Here is a 19,824-nt window from a genome sequence, read left to right on the forward strand (position 1 = left end):
TTATCATACCTACTATACAAAGAACACAACCCAGGCCCCAACCTTACCTTCCGGCTTTAAGCCACTTTCCAAGCGAACTCATCAAGGAATGCCCACCGCAGTTTGAGCACCGGTAGAAAAGAAAGAGATTGGTAAAAAATACCGAAACGGTAAAGAATAACAACTGGGAATATTATTTCGGTTACAGAAGAGGAGGCTAAAGGGGCAAATATTTAAAGAAGAAAGAGTATGCTTTTTTGCTCTTATTTTTATCCGAGCTTCTTATTAATTCTTGAATTAAGCCAGGCGGTATTTTTCATTTGTACATTTCTCCCTATTAAAATCTCTTCCCTTGATATAGCCACTCACTGCTTCCTGTTCCTGACCGATTTTTCATTCACCACGATTGCAAAAGGACTACAGGATATTCTGATCCATCTCCACACTTGTCCATGAGTGAGTCCCGGCAAAAATTAGAAATAGCACCAAAGCTCCCATTGGATAAGGAGCTCTGTGGGCTACCTAACCACAAACACGTCATATGGCGCGGAAAAGGTCAATCATCGATTTAATTTGCCCTGACATTTGAATAGGCTAAGATGGTGAAAGCATTGCGGATTGTATTGCATTTGTCGTATTTTTTAATATCTCTCTAGCTTTCGCACCCGAAATGAGTGCGCAGTCAAGATAGGTCGCTGGCATTCAGGATATGCGAAATCATGCCGATTCGATGTATAACGAGTAAGGCAATTTGCGTCTGCGCCAGCCATTTTAGCCATGTTTAATACCTAAATAAAAATAATTTATTTACGATACAGCATTAATGACTGAGGTGATTACTTATTTGCAGACAGCTCTCAGTAAAAAAGATGTTAAAATATACACACCTATAGGTAAGAGTGAAAAAGGTGAGAATGGAAATACTCCAACATTTGGCACAGACTGCAGGGAAGACTTTAAAAGCATACGAAGCATTTAAAATTAAAACTGACAGTTAGAATACAGCTATATAAGAAGGCGCTTATGTTTACACAAGATTCTCCACTGACGAAGAAAATACTTGTTGGTGCTCATAATTGGGAATGGATACCTATCTTGGTAGCACGTGTGTCATTGGGGTTATTCTTCTCAGTATCTGGGTATAACAAGCTATTTGTACCTGAGAGACATGCAGACCTAATAAATTTAATGAAAGAAATAGGAGTGCCCTTTCATGAACTTATGGCTATATTTTTAGCTTCTGTAGAATTTTTTGGTGGCTTACTATTAATAGCAGGGCTTTTTTCTTCAATTGTTGCGATTATACTAATTATCGTAATGATTGTTGCTATCACCACTGTTGAAATTGAGCATGTCATCCCCAAAGGCATAGGGCCATTGGATTGGCTAAGCTGGTTTATTTACCTACCCCAAGTTTTATATATTATTTTATTTGTATGGTTAATAACTACAGGTCCTGGTCGATTTAGCTTAGATTACCTAATCGCTGATAAGCTAGGCATTATTAACCACAATTAAAGAAGTTGGACTGCTGTCATAGTTAGTACAGTTATTTCTTCAATCTTAATCCGAATCTGGCAACCCTATTGAAAACATATACCCCTAGACACCTACAAAACAGAAGTACAATTCATCTAGACTAACAGCTAAAAAGAATACTTAGAAAAATTGAAAATCAGATAGCCAAATTTACATCCTTTAATATGAAATTCGAGCACCCTGAATAAATCGAAGAGACCCCCAAGCTTTAAAAGCCTATTGCCCACCTCCCCATTAAAAGCCCATCACCTACTCCGCCGCCAGGCACCAGGCATCGCTCACGATGCTTCCCGATCGGGAAACACCCCGAATTGATTTTCAGTAAAGACAAATAGGTTGAACTTGATTAGACTGCAAGATGCATCAAGCCTGGATTATCGAACTAACTTGCTAAGTAATACACAGCTATAGCTACTATCTGTCTTTTTTATTTATTGTTACCAGATACAGTGCCTGAATAATTATTGTAGTACTTAAACTCAAGCAAATTGCCCGCCGGATCTTTAACTACAAATTTACCAGCTTCATTTTCAGAGTCCTCGCCTCTCACTAGTGGTTCCAGTACGAATGGAATCGAACTGTCTTTGAGTAAAGCTAACACTTCACTCCACTGTTTTTTCTCAAGTAATGGGCCAAAGTGATCTATAGGCTTGGCTACGATTCCATCCTTTTCTTGATGTATAGTAATCTGATGCCCATAGAATATTACATCAATCCATTCTTCTGTATCTCGGCCTACAGTACAGCCAAGTAGGTTTACGTAGAACTCCCTTGCCTTTTCTAGATCTGGAACAACGAACGATAGATGAAACGGCTTGATATCTAGCACTCCTTTCACAAAGATACAATCGAAGAAACCATTGGCTACCCACCCGCAAAGTATAAACTACCAAGTCTATTGACTGAAGAAGAAAGTTAAACGAAGAATGAAGAACCAGCTAGCCAAGTTGGTTCGAGATAAAAGAGTAAAATATAATCATTACTCTGGAAAAAATCCCTAATCACTGGGAACCTAACACCTACCTTTCACAACTCGAGACTCTCTACCCTTATTTTCACCCTACTGAGACTACAGGCACCACTTATTACCAAGCTTCCCCACCACAGAATACTTACCTTGATATTGAGTGTTAGCAGAAAACGAGCCGGTTAACCCTTAGCGCTCAACCGTCCAAAACTAAGAATTAGTTACAATGTCTCAGTCACAGTGCAGGAAGTGAAAAACGATCAAGTGGTTATGGACTTCCAAGCCCTAGACCTCACCCTATCCACCGAGAAGAGATCTACCACCTTAGGCAGTCGAACACCCAGCTTCATCCATTAGCGTCACTAACTCATAAAAACTTTCAGCTCTTAGAAAATATCCATATCTTGACTGTTTGACGATGCAGCATAAGAGATGAAATTACGCCTATAAAATCCATCCGCCCAATCAGATTTCACAATCATATTTTCCGAACTAAATTCGAATATTTTACTGGGCGGAGGTGGAAAGTGTGTAACATTGCCTCAAACATTGACCAGAAAAATCACTCTGACGTGGATATATAGATTAATTTTAACTGCTTTTAGGCAGCCGATTATGAGATTTAGTCTAAACTAATCCAGATTAGAATGACCCACCTTCACTATCAGATAAGTCGTAGTTGGTAAAGGGCGAGGTAAATCCGCTTAAGCTTGCCATAGCACTCAGGGGATTCAAAATGGAAAATCAGCACACCGTAAAAAGTACCCGATTTTGGCTATGGATTTCGATTCTTATCTTTGCCGCTTCCAACTCTGTTGTTGCGAAAATTGGGGAACTCGGTGCCCATCATCTCATTAATGGAAACAATCCCATATCATTTTGCAACCTTTTGTTCGCAGGAAATCTCTTGGCGGGTATCACCCTTTTGATAATCTATAGGAAAGATTGGCGCCTCAGCATCTTAAAACAGTACCCTTTCAAAGACTGGTTTTACATGTTTGTGCTCATCTTGATGTCTGGTGTTCTTGCCCCAGCTTTCTTTTTTATTGCTCTAATGATCACAGAGGTGACTAATGTCGTTTTAATCGCAACTTTAGATGCTCCCTTAGGACTCTTATTTGCTTTTTTGATGTTCCGGGAGAAGCCAACAGGATTCTCAATAGTGGGTGCCCTTGTGGTAACGGTTGGTGTTATTGCAATTTTTGTGCTACATCAACCTCCGATGGAAGATCCAATGAGCATGAAAATGCTGAATCTTGGAAATCCAGCAATGAACCAATTCCTAGAAACCCTCCCCAAAGCTGGAGAAATTTTAACCGCTGTAGCAACACTCTTAGGCGTCATTGCCGTTCAGGTCAGTCGGAAACTGCTTGATCGCGTCCCTATTGGCGTCTTTTCAGTTTTCCGCATGCTTGCAGGTGTGATCCTCTTCTCGGTCATTGTCCTCTCTGTATTTGGAGCCAACCACTTTAACGACCTCCTTTCCCCATTCCTCTGGGTGTGGATGCTTGTATATGGAGCGGTCATTATTGTTTTTGGGCAGATCACCTGGTTTAAAGGGCTCCAAGGAGGGGCCAGCTCTGCCGACATCTCTATCGCTACCGCCATCACCCCCGTAGCAGGCACTTTCTTCGCCTTCGTTATCCTTCAAGAGATTCCAAACTTTGCTCAAATTATTGGAGGAATTATTATCATGGCCGGAATAGGAATCTCACTACTCGGTCAATATCGTGAACAAAAAGCCGTCGAAATGAAGTATGAAAAGCCATGCTCATTTAAGGGTGTATAAATCAGTATTTTACTGATCACATTTTATATTTAATTTAGAGTTACAGGTTTAAGTTAAATCTATCATTAAAAAGCTACATCATTAGCTTACATCTTCAAAAGAAGGATTCAGAAGTATATGAAATTTAATTGACGGATGTACTGATTAAAGATTATTCAAGTATTTGACTTTCAATTCTTTTTAAATCTGCATGAAAAGCCGCCTCCATTTCTTCAAAAAAATCGTCAGAGGCTTCTTTATCTTTATTTTTAATTTTTTCCATCATTTTTTCCCGCCAAGCTTCAACACTTGCTTGAGTTCTATATACCCTTTCAAAATATGGCTTAAGAGTATTTATTTTAACTCCAGCAACCAGCATATCTCTTTCAGACCTGGCGTTATGAAACTCCAGGACAGCTTTCCTTATACCTTTATATGCTTTTTTACGCTCTTCTAGCTCTTTCATAAGGAGCTCTTGCCTTACCAATAATTTTGCCTTTTTTATATCATTATCATATGAAGCATTTAAAAGTAAATATTGAGATACACCCGTTAAGAAAGCCCCAGCGAAAGCGGAGACTAAAATAACCTTCCACTCCATTTTAATTTTCGACATAGATTTAGCCTTAAAATATAATGTTTTAATGAAAAATACTCAGAACAATGAAAAGCCCAACGTAAAACGTGAAGCCCGTCAACTGGCGCATATTTAAACCTAAAATCTAAATCCATTATAACATATAAAAAAGAACCATTTGAAACCAAGGTCTTTTAGTCACCCCAAATTTGCCAGATTAAACTGTAGTTAAAGGCTTCCTTATTAAAGTTTACATGCAGCCAAAATGCGTATTTAACTGTATTACTTGTCTAAGCAGGGATATATGGCGATCTTGTAAAAATTATTCTACTCAGACCAGGCTTCATAATTAGATTAAGTACCGAACCGTCGACCCAACGCTTTGATCACATGCTTAAATCTGGAGCCAGCTGAGCCAGAGATACTTTAATCATCCTCTAGCGGAATACTTGCATATAGATTATTGAGTTAAGATAAGAATTAAACTAATTGTTAGAGGGAGAATCCACGTCCCCTAAATTCCTTCTCATCTACCACAAAGATGATTTATATGGAGATCAAAAATTGATCGACTGTAGGGCTTGTAGAGAGTGAACCTAGCTTCAATCATCGTAATAAAATCAAGACAATTTTTGAGCTATTACTCGATGGCTAATAAAATTACCCTTGTCAAACTTGCCAAAATCCATGATCAACAGCGCCATTGATATAAATAGCGAATATCCCTTTACCAGGTATCTCTAATGGTGGAACCGCAATCTTTGCCCCTTGAGCTTTAATAAGGCTTATGGCTTTTTCTATGTCCTCAACAAGCCAATATGGGCGAACTACGGGTTCTTCCGACTCTCGCAAAGGTCGACGCACACCGACGATACTGCCATCTTTTAAGCTACATGTTCGAGCTCCACCGAGAAGTTCATCGGTATCATCAAATCGGACATTATGAGCAGCTTCGTATGCTGCACATACTTTATCTACATCTAGAGCCACAATTTCTAAATAGTGTATTTTCATAATTCTCAATTGGTTGATTGAATTACAAATTCTTCAGATATGGTTACTGAATATGATGATATTACTCTTTGATTTTTTTACAGGGTGATTCCGACATTTCTTTTAATTTATCCAAGCCATTTCAGTTGATTGCCCAAGCGACTTCTGTCGAGCCTTCTACTTTAATTCTACTGTACGAAACAAAACTACAGGAATTTTCATGAGTTTCTGGGATTAACCCTCCTGTTATTAGAATAGGCATTAAGAATATACCTATCGTAGCAGTGAGAGTGTTATCCATAAGTAGTTTTCCCATATTTGATTACACATGAATACGATAAAGAAAGATCAAGTCAACTTTCATATTATCCTTATACGTGTTGACGACAATTTACCCCCTCCCATCCTCCTTTTAAGAGGGGGTGAAATATTTCTACAACTTGACTGCCTGCTGGGGCTTTACAGCGAGATCATTATAGAAACTCATGACCTGCTTACCATTTTTATCCTGCTCAATAACCATATAGGTCAAAGTATTCTCGAAATAGAAACTATTCTCAGACATTGGAATGATTTCGTATTTTGGACCACCACTTCGTTGAGAATAAAAAATTCCATCTTCCAAAGATAATGTCCTAACGGAATTTTCATCAATCTTATAGCTACCCAGAAGCTCTTTAACTTTACTTTCATCTAATTCGACTGATTTAAACTTCGGCACAGGTATATCAAGAACTTCAGCTGCTAATAACTTACTAATTAAACTTGGGTTACGGCTACTTAGATTACTTAAGACGGCAATGTACAAATCTTCAGATGGAATATAAAATGCATCAGTAGCAAAACCTGGTATACCACCACTGTGTGCTACCATGTCATATTCATTAAGTTTTCCGATGCCCAACCCATAGCCATAATTTGACATAGAATCATCATTCAACTTGAACGGTTCAATCATTTTCTGATAACTTTCTTTGGAAAGTACCTCGCCGTCTCGTAAAGCTCTGAACCATATATCCAGATCTGTCACAGTAGATAAAAGTGCTCCAGCAGCATGAGGCCACATCATATCGATATACGTAGCATTAACTACGCCATCAGGTGATGTATCATAACCATTAGCCCTATTTGGGATAACTTTGGAACCACCATAGTAGCTAGATTTCATGCCGACTTTCTTAAAAATATTTTCTTCGATAAAATCAGCATATGATTGCCCACTGGCAACCTCAATAATTTTTCCCAAAAGAACATAACCCGTATTCGAATAACGCATCTGCTCGCCTGGCTTAAATTTCATAGGGTGCTTGGCAAATCGAATTAGCATATCGTCAATGGTTGTCGGCAACTGTATTTCTTTAGCAAAAATCTCCTCATCTTCAGTGTAATTAGCAATTCCAGAAGTGTGAGTTAAAAGATGTTCAATGGTTACATCACTCCCTTCAGTTGGGAAATCAGGTGCATATTTATGAATATTATCCGTTAGTGAAAGCTTACCTTGTTCCTGCAACATCATTATTGCTGCTGCAGTAAACTGTTTAGTGATAGAACCCAAGCGAAATACACTATTAGCTGTCAATGGTATATTGTGCTCTAGATTTGCGAGGCCATGAGCCCCCTGGAAAATCACCTTTCCTTTTTTACTGACAATAACGGCGACACCAGGCTCATCTATTTTAACGTTTTCCACCAAAATTTCTTTGTAACGCCTCTGCCTATCCTCTATCACATCAGCAAAAGACACATTTAAATTCAACATCAGCAGAAATATGCCAAGTATTAATCTTTTCATTTTACCCCTATCCTTTTGTAACGAAGTTGTACAAAGAAGCTTCTCAAAAATCGAATATAACATTGATTTTAATTTTTATTAAAAAATTATTCCAATTTTCAATTTAAGTAACTGCTATCTTTACAGTTTACTTAATCAAAACTATCAACTTAAGAAGAGCAATTTTCCGAATCAATATATGATAGGGTGAGACGTTGAGTAGTCCGGGTTTACTCTGAAGTAAAATTGATGCTATGGTCTTACTTGCCATCTTCTAGGCTAGAGTTTTGAACCAGATATATTGAGCTGTTCTGCTGTAGTGGGGATTATCATTCATGGCCAGGCAAGCTCCATAGTCCAATTAAACTTGCAAGAGTTTCTTTGCTACTCTTTTCCATTTAAGTACATCTACCGTCAAAGGGACCACCACGCTCCTCCAGTAACCCCCCTCATCGCAGAGCCCACTTACAGCTTTGTCATCAGTGGGAAGTTAAGATTTTAATACTAACTCTCAGAACCAGTGACACCCAAAAAATTAAAACATATGTCTCACCTATAATACTAGGTGCTAAAAGTTGCTGATTAGAGACAGATGTCCTCAACCAAAGTAGCCCTATAAAATATTATGTGACCGCTCTCCTAATAAAGTTAGAAAAGCTCATCACAGTACTCCATCTACTCTTTATAACAACCATGCCTTATCAGTTAGAAACTGCAATTCTCATACTTACACTACTATTACCTGACAGTCCCGTGAATTGTTTTATTACAAGCAATATCATCACTTACGCTACTCCTTCTAGGCTTAAGCCCAAAGAGTCTACGTGTTACACTGAATGGATACACAACTAACAAGCATATAGCAGTAGTTATCAAAAAAGAACCAATAGCTAGTATCATAGCTTTATACGCCAAAGACATTGACAAGCTAATTACAAAGTAACCAAGCACAACGATGACTGTTTGGTGAAAAATGTAAAATGGATATATCAATTCATTACTAAATTTTAGCCATTTAGGGGTGCTTCCTAGGTGGCGCTGAGCATAACCTAACAGGGTCAATAACGCTGACCAGGCGACCAAACAACCTACAAACCACCAAATTGACCAACGAGTTTGCATTGACAAATACTCGCTTAAGTCCGGAGAATAGTAATAAGTATAAAAAATTAATGAGCTGACCAGCAACCACACAAAGTTTACCTTCCGATACTTCTCTAATGATGCCCAAACCTTGCGAGACTGTATGAAAACCATACCGACAAAGAAGAAATAAAGATAAAACAAAGTGGAAGACAGATTGCCTATGCCATGACCATTATCAGGAAAATATAATTTCAGCCCCACTCTGATTACAATCAATACCAAAACCAATCCAAATAGACCACTTGATGTATCCGACAACCACTCTACAAATCCTTTAAATGAACTTGACCATTGTGACCTTAGAAAAAAATAAAACGGTACTGCAAGCAATGAAAAGAAGACCAAGTATTCAATAAACCATAAGTGGTTTGAATCAAACTTAAGTGCAAGCTGAGGGAAGGCCTGCAAAAATGAGCCATATTGACCAATATCCTCAATATAATTCTGAGGCGGCACAACAAGTAACACCCCTACAAGCAAAGGAATAAATAATCTAAAAAATTTATCTCGCAAAAACTGAGATGGATAGACTTTACGGAGCAACAATACACTTCCTACACCAGCAATAAAAAATAGTGTTGGCAGCCTGAATTGCTCAAAATATACCATAACATCATCAAGCAGCTTGCTAGACTCCGCATTCATGATATGCCATTTATCCCCATTAAACGGCATTAATGCATGATGTAGGAATACTGCCAAAATCAATATGACTCTCAACCAATCTAGCTCGGAAACCCTGACGTTATTCATACAGCTCTTTCCATGATCCTCTAAATTTTAATAGCATAGGCTTTACCTTCACTCCCTTTTGGTAGCACTAAGAATAATTTTAGTAGAATTAAGCTTTAACAAAAGCTGCCATTAGCCCACTATGCATTTCTCTTCTTTTCATGACGCTTCCTATCAAACTCTATCAATTGATAGTTATAGCTCTATGAAATATCACACCAAAAGCAGACATCCTAAAGTTAAAAATCACCCACCTCATTGAAATATCCTATTCAAAAAAACATATTTTGTTCCCATCTAAATCTCTTACATATGCGGCAAATTTCAAGCCCCGCTGAGCTGGTTTACCCGCACAGGTGCCACCCAATTCAACCGCTTTATCATATAGTCTTACCACCTCTTTCTTTGATTCAGCATTAAATCCAATCATTGTTCCATTTCCATTCGTAGCTTCTTCCCCATCAAAGGGCTCTGCCACCGAAAATGTAAACTCTTTGTACCGCCAAAAAGTCATCCTTTCATTAGAGAATAGTTGTTCAAATCCCGTATCTTCAAAAAGTGAATTGTAAAACCTTATTGATGCCTCCAGATCATTACTACCGAGAACCACATAGTTCATCTTCATATCATGACTCCATAAATGTGGCCAACAATATTAAGCACTCAACATAAGAATACATAGATTCTTCACCACAGAGAGGCTGGTTACAAAATATCTACCCACCATCACTTAACCGTTCTTCTCATAATATACCCACAGACAGAAAAAGCCGACCGCTGTGCCGACAGGGAAATTGAGTAAGCAGAATATTGAATAAGGGATAGCTATTTTGTATGCCCCTCTATCCTCTTGGATCAACTTTATACCTGCTGCCAGACCAATAGAATTGATAGGCATCAATAACACTAAAAGAACTATGAATGCCCACGATAACAACTCAGGAAATTCACTAAAAAAGAAAAAATAGAAAACAACAAAACCAAAAATATATATTATAAGTGATAGAAAAGCATATATTGATAACGCCCAACCAGCCAACTTTCCTTTGCTGCACATTACAATCTTCCCTTGGTGCCCAGCACCTTATTCATAATCTTTCTTTAATACGAGTATCATTTCACCCTCACACTTGATGCAAGTTATATTTCAACTCACTATCGAGTCTAAAGAATACGGTGCCAATTAAAAATGAGTTCAAAGCCCAACCAAAAATAAACCCAAAAACTTCTATTTTTTATGTAAGGTTCACAGTAATTCGGCTATCATGACTTAAGACTACTCAAAACAATCAACTCGACAATAACCCCTTGATCTGTTAGCTTCGGTTTCCACATCCTACAAAAGTATATCAAGCAGTAGATAATCACTGGCTTCTGCCAACACGTGTATCATTTTTCCCGGTAACCATATCAGGATTTAAGGAAAGAGATAAATCAATTGGCTGTTAATTTATAATCTTGGAGCTTCTTAATAAAGTGACGTCAATTTTGAATGCTTCTTATTAGAAAAAACGTACCATTTTACTCAGAGAAATCTCGAATAATCTATCCACTAGTGACACTCCGCTGTAACCGCTTAAGGCCTTCACTAGCAATACTCTCAAAGCATAAATCTAATTCGGAGAAGATATCCCAACGTTCCACATCTAAGATATGTGATATTCGGTCTATTATTTGGAGCTCAAGCTCCTCTACGCGCTTGCCTTTCCACAACTTGTCTGAGAGCGCTATCGCTAGCTCTTCTATCGTACATTCCATATCACTCCAACGGGCATGAGAAAGACAGCATCGAGCGATTGCTGGTGTAAAACCTTTTGATAGTAATATCCTTTCACCTTCAGGTTCATGCTGTGATCCTGGGCCATACATTTCATTGGTATGTATAATTTTCCCAATATCATGTATCACTACACCAACACGGACAAAGTCCGGATCGAAATTCACTTTCATTTCGATAAACTTTTCAATCAGGAGATCGGCCGCCTCACCAACTAATGTAACGTGATTAATGAGATGCTGGGGCGCATCCAGATTGTCCAATAGCTGAAATGCTTCTTCTCTAGTCCTCAGAACCTAGTCCTCTAGTTGTTACGAGCGTGTCTTTACTCTGTGGGGATGCCTCCCCTTCATTTACCTGCTGCCTATGGTCCGTGCTGAAGCCACCTTCTAGGTGAGGAACACAGTCACAGGCCCCTCCAGCTAATATTATTACTATAACAATCGTTTTCGATAATGACATCACACTGATCCGGTAGCTCCAGGGGATTCCGGATACGCGAGACCATTGAGGCATGGTTGTAATGGGGAGGGCGAGATAGGTCACTACATGACCACATTGGCGGTATCTGGTTAAACGGGAGCTATCAACTACTCCAAACCATTAACCCAAGAAGTCCATGATTGTGTTTTTATGAAGTAACCCCGAATCCGACTCAGCAACGGCTTGTTTTTGTACACTGATCAAGGAAATGGGAGGAAACGTTTGAATCAAGCGCTATATACGGGGTGTTTGCTCAACTTGTTATACCCCATTGCGCATAGGCTCGCCATTGGCCCAGGGCTTCAATGCCCCGTAGACAAAACTGTTAACCGGTGTTGCTACCTTCAGCTGCTTCCCTCTTTGCACAACAGCACCATTTAGAGACTCAAGCTCTAGGCGCCTTCCAGATGCTATGTCGAAGTACATCGAACCAAGAGTCTTATTGAGTACTCCAGGAGGCAACTCCCTCTCCATATGCCTAATTGTACGCTCAACCGTATCCTCCGAAAGCTCTATTCCACTTCGCCGTGCTAAGGAATAAACCTCACACATAATGTCAACAAATAACTCGCGAGAGGCATGGCAGGCTTGAAGCGTACCCACAGGCAATCGTGTGAGTGCTGTCATTCCATTCACCGCACAGATGAACAGGAACTTCTCCCAAATAGCCCAAGTGATATCATCACTGACCTCAGCGGCAACTCCAGCTTGTAGAAATGTATCTTTAAGCACTAGGGTGCGCTTTGAGCCAGTTGCATTTGGATCACCAAAGACAAGTGGGCCGGGATATCTGTGCCGCACAACTCCAGGCTCTTCGATCGCCACATTAGTCCATGAGATGCCGCCCAGAATAGCTTTTCGCCCAAAGGCTTCGTTCAGGGAATCCAAGGAGTCGACACCATTCTGCAGGGTAAGCACCTTTGTGTCTTCACCTACAGCACGGGCGATAAGCTTTATGGCTGCTTCAGTATCGTAGGTCTTAACGCAGAATAGGATTAGATCCACTTCCCCACACCGAAGTCGTAGTCTCCGCAGCATCAACCTGGATAGTAAAGGGCTCTTCTTCAAGTGGCAGCACCGTTAAACCACGCTCTTTAAGTGCCTTCAGCTGCCTCCCTCGAGCAATAAAGAGCACTTTGTGTCCTGCCCTCGCCAGGTGGCCGCCAAAGTAGCTTCCGAGGGCTCCGGCGCCCATAACAATAATATTCATCTCGTTCTTTTCCCCGCGCTTCAAATGGTCTTTAAACCATATCGACTTGCTAAGAATAGCAATCAAAAGGGCTTTGAAAGCAACGCCTAACTATTACTTTAGCTTTTGCATTAAGACCTGGAGAAAAAAAATCTACTCGACTATTGCTGTTAGGACAATCGAACCATGTTATGAGCCCAACCAGGTGTGTTTCTCGTAAAGAGATAGATAGCCATCCCCCAGCCTTTGAATACTGGTAGTAGTGTAGATTCTTTAAAGATAAGGGATACTTTATATAAAAAAGAATTTTCTGATAGCCGGATACTAATAAATTGCCGACTAGGTTGCTACCCCAGACAGCCAAGTCATTGCGTATGACGAACGGAGCTGGCCCAAAGCAGAGAAACACTTAGGGCCTATTCACCTAAAAGACCAAAAAAATTTCTGAAAATCAGATGAGTTTAAGCTGTGCGCTTTCTATGATCTCCCAAAATAAAATACTTTATAGGGATTGATAACATTTGATTTTTATCACTAGCAGCTTTTGGGTTTTATCGACTGAAGTTCTCTCCATACAGGGTGAGAGGAATTCTGTGGAGAAACAATAAAGTACCACCGAAGCTCACTCGTTTTTTTACAGTTAACTTGATCCCCTTTAAAGTAGAGGGTCTGTTCTTTTTTAGTTACAAATGGCTCAATCCACTTTATCTGGCCAGTATACTTGCCATCAACCCACTCCATTGTAATAGTAGGCTCATACTCTTTGCCTTCAGTGACAGCTTTGTACAACCCCCTATAGTAGGCGGCTATAAAATTCTGGATTTCGAACTTTCCAAAAACTTGTTTCTTCTCTGGCTTGTGGGTCCAAGAAAAAGCATAACTAAAAAAATCTTCTTTTTCTTGTTTATACATGCCAGGCAGAAACACAAGCTCTTCAATACCATTCAAGGTGATATCTGAGGCAAATTCGATCGGAAAAGGAATTACTTCAGTCTTTGAATCTTTTGGAAATTCTGAGTAAGTGCTAAGCTCTTCAGCAAAAAGCAAAGGTGAAAAGAGAAGCGTAACACAAACAACCAGTCGAGATAGAACATCATCAAACTTTATATATTTAACCATTGAATCTCACCTTCCTTTAATTCCATACGGTAGCAAAAACACGCAACCAGTTTTTACCAATTATTTTTTCTACCACTCGATCAGGAATTCCTTTTTGGCTTAACTTATAGGCAATAAGCTCCATCCGTCTCTCGGAGTTTAATTCCGGAATAAAGGGTGGACGATTTGGTGTTTCGCCGGGCGCCGAAATTCCAGCCGCAATACGACGCTCAACTTCCTTACGAATACTTTCTCGATACTCAGGACCATCATTGACCGGCACTACGCCTTGGTCACTACCTATGGCAACATGATCTTCACCGCATACTTTATAGGCATGCAGTATATGTTCGATTACCACATCGGCCTTTATTTCATGCTCGCCACCTTCCAAAAATGGCATTAAGTAGATTCCAACCAAGCCACCGGTGTCTGCAGCAGCTTTTAATTCTGTATCGTCATTATTTCTAGGGTGGTCGTAAATAGCGTTGCAGCCAGTATGAGAGATCACAACCGGTCTTTTTGATTGAATGATAGCACTGGAAACTGTCTTCTTTCCTGAATGCGAGAGGTCGATCAGTACTTTCTCCGCCTCCATTATTTCTATGGCTTTCTTGCCAAGGGAAGTTATCCCTGAATCCTCCTTAACGAGACCGCCGCTGCCAAGGATAGAAGGACCATTATAGGATACCTGCATTATCTTAACGCCCATTTTGGCGAATTCTGAAATACCTGAAAGTGACTGATCAAACATTTCAGTTGATTGGAATCCCATTATGATACCGAGCTTACTCTCCTGCTTCGCTTTCAGGATATCTGATGCGGATTGAATTAAGCGCAAGTAGTTTGAGTTCTGCTCGATGATGGACTTGGCTTTTTCAACCTTCTTTAAAGTCTCCGAATAGTCATCACCTGGATAGGGAACTGTCATATTCAAGGCACTAATACCCGAGCTCTTGAATATTCCCAGGGCTTCTTCAGAGACTGGCTCCCTGAGCGAGAATGCCACGCTGAGACCATCAATTACAATCGATGAACCATATGAATTCCACGTTGATTTTCCTGCATTACCCCCAGAAAAAGCATTTAATATACCCGAGTTAATAGCCAAATATGAACCAACGCCACCTGATACTAGAGATTTAATTAGTGCTCTTCTATTTATATCGTTCATAAGATCCCCACTCCAGAATTAATCAGTGCTTCGTGAAGCAATACATTCCACTTCAGCTTTGGCATCAAGTGCCAGGCCGCTCGCTGCAAAAGCACTCCTCGCTGGTTTTTTCCCACTGAAGTACTGGATGTAGACGTTGTTCGCCGCTGGCCAATCATCAATATCAGCGAGCATCAAAGTACACTTAACTACATCGTCAAAGCCCAGGTTTTTGCTCTCAAGAACTTGGCCAATATTCTTCATTGTTTGATGCATCTGAGCTTCCAGACTTTCACCTGCCAAGGTTAAAGTTGAAGGATGATTACCGATTTGCCCGGATAACCAAATGGTTCCATTCATTTCACGTGAAGAAGAGAAAGGCAATTGTGGATCGTCACCAATAAAAATAAAACGACCGTTCTTTACTACATGAGCTATCGCCTGGCTATTTTCAATATTTGTTTCGGGACTTTCTGAAAGCACAACCATGTTTGCTTTCTTTCCCTCTTCAATACTACCGACAGAACCTTCTATCCCTATCACTTTCGCAGCATTTAAAGTTGCAGCTTGAATTGCCTCGAAAGGTGTCATGCCGATTTCATCTACGAGCAGCTTTAGCTCATGATGAATCATCGGTGTAGTGTCATTTTCAAGGTCACTAAATGCATCCGTGCCAGCAGCAATGGTAATGCCGCTTTGATAGGCAAATTGTGTCATTTGTGTACTGAGCTGATCAAGCTGCCTGTATTTTTCGTTTAAGTCATTTCTTCTTTCAAATACTGTGAGCGTCGCATCTAATATTGTCCCTTTCTCTTTCATCGCATCAAAAAGATCTAAATATCTATCTTTTTGTAGCATTTTTTCCCAAGTTGAATCATCGAATTCAGCAGTTTTCCTGCGCCACGCCTTGAAGTTATCAACTAACTGAGCGGACATATCAGAGGCATGTGAAATAGTCTCAACACCAGCATTGACAATATCCAAAGGTTTGGAGGGGCCAATATAAGCATGCGACCAGACTTTTAAACCATGTCTTTTGGCTGCATTTGCAAGCAATGGCACTGTCTCGGCCTCAACATCTGCATATATCTTGATGCCTGTTGCACCAGCGCCTATGGCCTGGAGCATTACTGAGTCCATATCTGAATTATGATCTACCGCTCTCATCCATGTTGTGTGGCCTGGTGTACGCCCTTTAGCTGAGGCAATGGTTCTCGGATCCGAGAAGAAGGATTCCCCACCAATAATGACTGAAAAGTAGATGTCTGGCGAAGCGATGGCGTCGACCTCTGCTTGACGTCTTAAGTAGGCCAAGGCTCGCGCATCACCGCCCATATCTCTCACAGAAGTGACACCACCACGAAGCAGGTATCGAAGTCGTTCAGTAGTGATTGACAATTTATCCCAGCTATCCGGATCTGTTGCATGGTGGACATGCGCATCTATCAGGCCGGGGATCACAAACTTCCCTTTTAAATCGACAACACTGGCCCCCCTCACTTTGGAGAGCTTATTCGTTGAAGAAATTCTCTTGATCTTATCGCCTTCAATAAGAATCGACTGTCTTTTATCAATTTTGAGTGATTTAACGTCCACTATATTGGCGTTAATGAGCAAGACTTGCTCTAGCTTACTTTCCTCTGCGAATACAACGCCGTTGGTAGCAATGTATAGAGCCACTAGAATAAAAATTTGTTTTATTTTCATGTACTTATCTAAAAGAAGACTGTGGGGAATTTTAACCTAATAGCAAAATTTTGCGTCATTTGGGATGCACTTTAAATATCATTTGAGTTTATAGTGTATAAACTATTGGTTTATTATACTTATCGGTATACTCCAGTTTACGCCCACCGTAAGAAGAGAAGAAGACTAGCCATCAGGGGAATCAATGAACAAGTTACACGCCCTTGAGGCATACTGTTTGGTATGCGAAAAACAAAACTTTGCAGCTGCTGCTCGCGAACTCGGCATTTCCGCAGCAATGGTTGGTAAGTACATCAAGCAGTTAGAAGAGGAACTGGGCTGCCTGTTGGTGATGCGCAATACACGCAAAGTATCAATAACCGAAGCGGGCGATGATTACTATAAGCAAATTTCACCAATACTAAAAAAACTCCACTCCGTCGACCAGGCGATGTCAGAATATAATCAAGAGCCCAGAGGCAGGCTATCGATATCGACCAGCATAGAGCTAGGCAGTCAATATTTTTCAGGATTGATTGCCAATTACCGCAGGCTATATCCTCAGGTATTCCTGGATTTTCACCTCAGCAATGACCCACTCGATTTACTCGACAATAAAATCGATCTCGTTTTTAGAATCGCACCAGAACTACCCGACTCTAGCTATATCGTCCAATCTATCGCGAAAACTAAGCTAGCACTCTGGGCAAGTGATTCTTACATTGAAAAGAATGGGCTCCCTAAAAACATGGATTCATTAAAGAAGCATCAATTACTTTTCTTTAACCACAGCATACGAGGGGATCACTGGCTATTTCAAGACAAAGAAGAGATAAAAAAAATCAAACTCCCCTGGGCCTGGCAATCTAACAATGGGAGGCTATTGAATGAGGCAGCGGCTGAAGGACAAGGAGTAATCCAAGCGCCTTTTTACTCTGTAAAATCTTATGTCGACTCTGGCCAACTCACTGAGATTTTACCTAAATTCACAATAAAGCCACTGACTATTTTTGCGCTCTACCCTCATCGCTGCGAGCTTTCCTTGAAGGTTAAAACCTTTATCGATGTGGCTAAGAGCTATTTTGAGCAACATCATTCCGAGCAGTTCTGATTTAATGGATGTATTTAAACGCACTTTCTCAAACCTAGGCCCTGGAATTATTTGGGCCGCAAGCAGTATTGGCGTGTCTCATATCGTGCAGTCAACTCGCGCAGGAGCAGATTACGCTTTCGCTTTGATTGGTTTTATTTTCCTAGCTCATTTAGTCAAATACCCTTTTTTCAAAATCGGTCCAGAGTATGCAGCTGTCACCGGCGAGAGTTTATTGGAAGGCTATAAAAGACACAGTCGAGTGGGTTTTTATAGCTATATGGCTCTCACATTTCTAACAATGTTCTTTGTTCAAGCTGCAGTTACGATTGTCACAGCTGCTTTAGCGCTCAATTTATTTGGCGATATCCTAAATGTTTCAGAGTGGTCTGCCATCATTCTGGTCATTACCTGTGCAATATTGATTGCTGGCCAATTTAAATGGCTGAATGAAAGTTTAAAGTGGATGGTCCTCATACTGGCTATTGCCAGCTTGATCACACTCATTGCTGCAATAAGCCAATACGGGCTTCTTCCCTCTAAATCCCATTTAACAGCCGATATAGTACCAGCTGTGAGCATCGCATTTGTTGTCGCCTTAGTCGGCTGGATGCCAACTTCGATTGAAGTTTCTGTTTGGCACTCTATTTGGTCGGAGCGAAGGATAAAGGAAAAACCAGATAGAGGGTTTGCCAGGAAATCTCTCATATTTGACTTTAAGGTTGGCTATTTCACCAGTTTGTTATTAGCGATTGTATTTGTATGGTTAGGTGCACTAGTAATGTTTGGGAAAGATATTGAATTATCCCAATCTGCAGGCATATTTGCTGGTCAGCTAATCAATATTTATACCGAATCCCTTGGTGACTGGAGCCATTTAACAATCAGCATTATCTGTTTTGTCGCGCTTTTCTCAACCACCTTTGCAGTCTCCGATGGCTTTCCCCAAGTTTGGCGAAGTGCCTTGAGATCATCGAATAGCATTAAGATTCCAGAAAATAGAGTCTACGTTTCCACCCTTGTTATACTAAGCCTTATAAGCTGGTTTATTATCTCCCTATTTGCTGATCAGTTAAAAAACCTTATCGACTTTGTAACTACTTTATCTTTCGTTTGTGCTCCAATCTTTGCTTTACTCAACATTCTTGTTATGAACGGGAAATGGGTACCAAGAGAGTATCACTTAAAAGGGTGGTACTTAGTTTACACTTATGCCTGCCTGTGCTTAATGATAGGTTTTAGCTTTTACTTTATTTATTGGCGCTTCTTGAGTAACTAACGATTTCTTTGCAACATCAACAGACTTGAAAAGTCTAGAAATGTAAAGCTCAGGGATGAGCGCAATATATAAGGTCATCTAAGCCTTAGAGATCAATCCCTCTTCATCTTCAGCTTTCCTAGTACTTTGTTGACACAAGGTGCAGTCCGGGGAAATCAACTTACTTCATGAATACTGCCCCTCATATTCAGGGGTACTTCTGAACTCTCCTGCACAGGTTATATCAGTCGTTTTAGCTACAGACTCAATTTTTTACCCTGAGTTAAGCCACCTAAGCAGTTGGCATTAGATCTATCAAGGTGGTTACTTGGAATGCTATTCCTACCTCTGTAAAACTGAACTTCTCACATAATGAGTGGCTCATCATAAGCTAGCTCCTTTCAGCATGAACAACCCCGAAAGGAAGGCCCATTGATCACCTCTTAATCACTGGGTACTCATAGGTAGGCTTGTACTCAACTGATGAAACTCCAAATCATCACTTCTTCCACGCCAAAACTCTCCTAAGCGACTTCCTCTAAACGCTCCTGAAGTGCCAAACTGTCATAGGAAAAATTCAAATGTACATCCCAAAATCAGGCCAAATATTTGGTTGCA

General features: G+C 40.3%; 17 protein-coding genes. 4 read left to right on the forward strand and 13 right to left on the reverse strand.

Annotated features, from left to right (window positions below; all coding sequences use genetic code 11):
* Window positions 1-1,002: 1,002 nt before the first annotated feature.
* Window positions 1,003-1,497, forward strand: coding sequence for a DoxX family protein (locus tag ACJJIV_RS01850; RefSeq protein ID WP_444890538.1), 495 nt, complete (start codon window positions 1,003-1,005; stop codon window positions 1,495-1,497).
* Window positions 1,498-1,945: 448 nt separating this feature from the next.
* Here ACJJIV_RS01850 and ACJJIV_RS01855 read toward each other — a convergent pair whose 3' ends face one another.
* Complete coding sequence (locus ACJJIV_RS01855; protein WP_444890539.1) at window positions 1,946-2,347, reverse strand: VOC family protein; 402 nt, start codon at window positions 2,345-2,347, stop codon at window positions 1,946-1,948.
* An 874-nt stretch (window positions 2,348-3,221) separates the two neighbouring features.
* Here ACJJIV_RS01855 and ACJJIV_RS01860 point away from each other — a divergent pair.
* The gene (locus ACJJIV_RS01860; RefSeq protein ID WP_252085628.1) at window positions 3,222-4,274 is read left to right on the forward strand and encodes a DMT family transporter; all 1,053 of its coding nucleotides are present in this window, start codon (window positions 3,222-3,224) and stop codon (window positions 4,272-4,274) included.
* 151 nt (window positions 4,275-4,425) lie between these two features.
* Here ACJJIV_RS01860 and ACJJIV_RS01865 read toward each other — a convergent pair whose 3' ends face one another.
* From ACJJIV_RS01865 to ACJJIV_RS01920, 12 genes are all read right to left on the reverse strand, one after another.
* Window positions 4,426-4,869 (reverse strand): hypothetical protein, encoded by a 444-nt coding sequence (locus tag ACJJIV_RS01865; RefSeq protein ID WP_444890540.1) that lies wholly within the window; start codon window positions 4,867-4,869, stop codon window positions 4,426-4,428.
* A 630-nt stretch (window positions 4,870-5,499) separates the two neighbouring features.
* Window positions 5,500-5,844, reverse strand: coding sequence for a VOC family protein (locus tag ACJJIV_RS01870; RefSeq protein ID WP_444890541.1), 345 nt, complete (start codon window positions 5,842-5,844; stop codon window positions 5,500-5,502).
* Between the two features lie 412 nt (window positions 5,845-6,256).
* Window positions 6,257-7,615 (reverse strand): serine hydrolase domain-containing protein, encoded by a 1,359-nt coding sequence (locus ACJJIV_RS01875; RefSeq protein WP_444890542.1) that lies wholly within the window; start codon window positions 7,613-7,615, stop codon window positions 6,257-6,259.
* A gap of 717 nt (window positions 7,616-8,332) precedes the next feature.
* Window positions 8,333-9,493 carry an acyltransferase family protein gene (locus ACJJIV_RS01880; protein ID WP_444890543.1) on the reverse strand — a complete coding sequence of 387 codons (1,161 nt, stop codon included), beginning with the start codon at window positions 9,491-9,493 and terminating at the stop codon, window positions 8,333-8,335.
* Window positions 9,494-9,740: 247 nt separating this feature from the next.
* Window positions 9,741-10,097, reverse strand: coding sequence for a VOC family protein (locus ACJJIV_RS01885; RefSeq protein ID WP_444890544.1), 357 nt, complete (start codon window positions 10,095-10,097; stop codon window positions 9,741-9,743).
* A 105-nt stretch (window positions 10,098-10,202) separates the two neighbouring features.
* Window positions 10,203-10,529 (reverse strand): hypothetical protein, encoded by a 327-nt coding sequence (locus tag ACJJIV_RS01890; RefSeq protein WP_444890545.1) that lies wholly within the window; start codon window positions 10,527-10,529, stop codon window positions 10,203-10,205.
* Between the two features lie 488 nt (window positions 10,530-11,017).
* The gene (locus ACJJIV_RS01895; protein WP_444890546.1) at window positions 11,018-11,512 is read right to left on the reverse strand and encodes an HD domain-containing protein; all 495 of its coding nucleotides are present in this window, start codon (window positions 11,510-11,512) and stop codon (window positions 11,018-11,020) included.
* 481 nt (window positions 11,513-11,993) lie between these two features.
* Complete coding sequence (locus ACJJIV_RS01900; RefSeq protein WP_444890547.1) at window positions 11,994-12,737, reverse strand: ketopantoate reductase family protein; 744 nt, start codon at window positions 12,735-12,737, stop codon at window positions 11,994-11,996.
* A complete protein-coding gene (locus tag ACJJIV_RS01905; protein WP_444890548.1) occupies window positions 12,712-12,942 on the reverse strand; it encodes a ketopantoate reductase family protein in 231 nt (76 codons plus the stop codon). The genes ACJJIV_RS01900 and ACJJIV_RS01905 overlap by 26 nt, the downstream gene beginning before the upstream one ends.
* Window positions 12,943-13,455: 513 nt before the next feature.
* On the reverse strand, window positions 13,456-14,040 hold the full coding sequence (locus tag ACJJIV_RS01910) for a hypothetical protein (RefSeq protein WP_444890549.1): 585 nt from the start codon (window positions 14,038-14,040) through the stop codon (window positions 13,456-13,458).
* Between the two features lie 16 nt (window positions 14,041-14,056).
* Window positions 14,057-15,193, reverse strand: coding sequence for a dipeptidase (locus tag ACJJIV_RS01915; protein ID WP_444890550.1), 1,137 nt, complete (start codon window positions 15,191-15,193; stop codon window positions 14,057-14,059).
* Between the two features lie 18 nt (window positions 15,194-15,211).
* Complete coding sequence (locus ACJJIV_RS01920; protein WP_444890551.1) at window positions 15,212-16,879, reverse strand: amidohydrolase family protein; 1,668 nt, start codon at window positions 16,877-16,879, stop codon at window positions 15,212-15,214.
* Between the two features lie 184 nt (window positions 16,880-17,063).
* Here ACJJIV_RS01920 and ACJJIV_RS01925 point away from each other — a divergent pair, with 184 nt between their 5' ends.
* The gene (locus tag ACJJIV_RS01925) at window positions 17,064-17,969 is read left to right on the forward strand and encodes a LysR family transcriptional regulator (RefSeq protein ID WP_444890552.1); all 906 of its coding nucleotides are present in this window, start codon (window positions 17,064-17,066) and stop codon (window positions 17,967-17,969) included.
* Complete coding sequence (locus ACJJIV_RS01930) at window positions 17,941-19,227, forward strand: NRAMP family divalent metal transporter (protein WP_444890553.1); 1,287 nt, start codon at window positions 17,941-17,943, stop codon at window positions 19,225-19,227. Before ACJJIV_RS01925 ends, ACJJIV_RS01930 begins: the two co-directional genes overlap by 29 nt.
* Window positions 19,228-19,824: the final 597 nt, after the last annotated feature.

The sequence above is a fragment of the Microbulbifer mixtoriginis (SeqCode) genome (assembly GCF_052466765.1).

Bases quoted from the DNA above. Each gene is read 5' to 3' on its own strand.
- ACJJIV_RS01850 (WP_444890538.1), top strand. From the start codon at position 1,003: ATGTTTACACAAGATTCTCCACTGACGAAGAAAATACTTGTTGGTGCT.
- ACJJIV_RS01860 (WP_252085628.1), top strand. From the start codon at position 3,222: ATGGAAAATCAGCACACCGTAAAAAGTACCCGATTTTGGCTATGGATT.
- ACJJIV_RS01865 (WP_444890540.1), bottom strand. From the start codon at position 4,869: ATGTCGAAAATTAAAATGGAGTGGAAGGTTATTTTAGTCTCCGCTTTC.
- ACJJIV_RS01870 (WP_444890541.1), bottom strand. From the start codon at position 5,844: ATGAAAATACACTATTTAGAAATTGTGGCTCTAGATGTAGATAAAGTA.
- ACJJIV_RS01875 (WP_444890542.1), bottom strand. From the start codon at position 7,615: ATGAAAAGATTAATACTTGGCATATTTCTGCTGATGTTGAATTTAAAT.
- ACJJIV_RS01880 (WP_444890543.1), bottom strand. From the start codon at position 9,493: ATGAATAACGTCAGGGTTTCCGAGCTAGATTGGTTGAGAGTCATATTG.
- ACJJIV_RS01885 (WP_444890544.1), bottom strand. From the start codon at position 10,097: ATGAAGATGAACTATGTGGTTCTCGGTAGTAATGATCTGGAGGCATCA.
- ACJJIV_RS01890 (WP_444890545.1), bottom strand. From the start codon at position 10,529: ATGTGCAGCAAAGGAAAGTTGGCTGGTTGGGCGTTATCAATATATGCT.
- ACJJIV_RS01905 (WP_444890548.1), bottom strand. From the start codon at position 12,942: ATGAATATTATTGTTATGGGCGCCGGAGCCCTCGGAAGCTACTTTGGC.
- ACJJIV_RS01910 (WP_444890549.1), bottom strand. From the start codon at position 14,040: ATGGTTAAATATATAAAGTTTGATGATGTTCTATCTCGACTGGTTGTT.
- ACJJIV_RS01915 (WP_444890550.1), bottom strand. From the start codon at position 15,193: ATGAACGATATAAATAGAAGAGCACTAATTAAATCTCTAGTATCAGGT.
- ACJJIV_RS01920 (WP_444890551.1), bottom strand. From the start codon at position 16,879: ATGAAAATAAAACAAATTTTTATTCTAGTGGCTCTATACATTGCTACC.
- ACJJIV_RS01925 (WP_444890552.1), top strand. From the start codon at position 17,064: ATGAACAAGTTACACGCCCTTGAGGCATACTGTTTGGTATGCGAAAAA.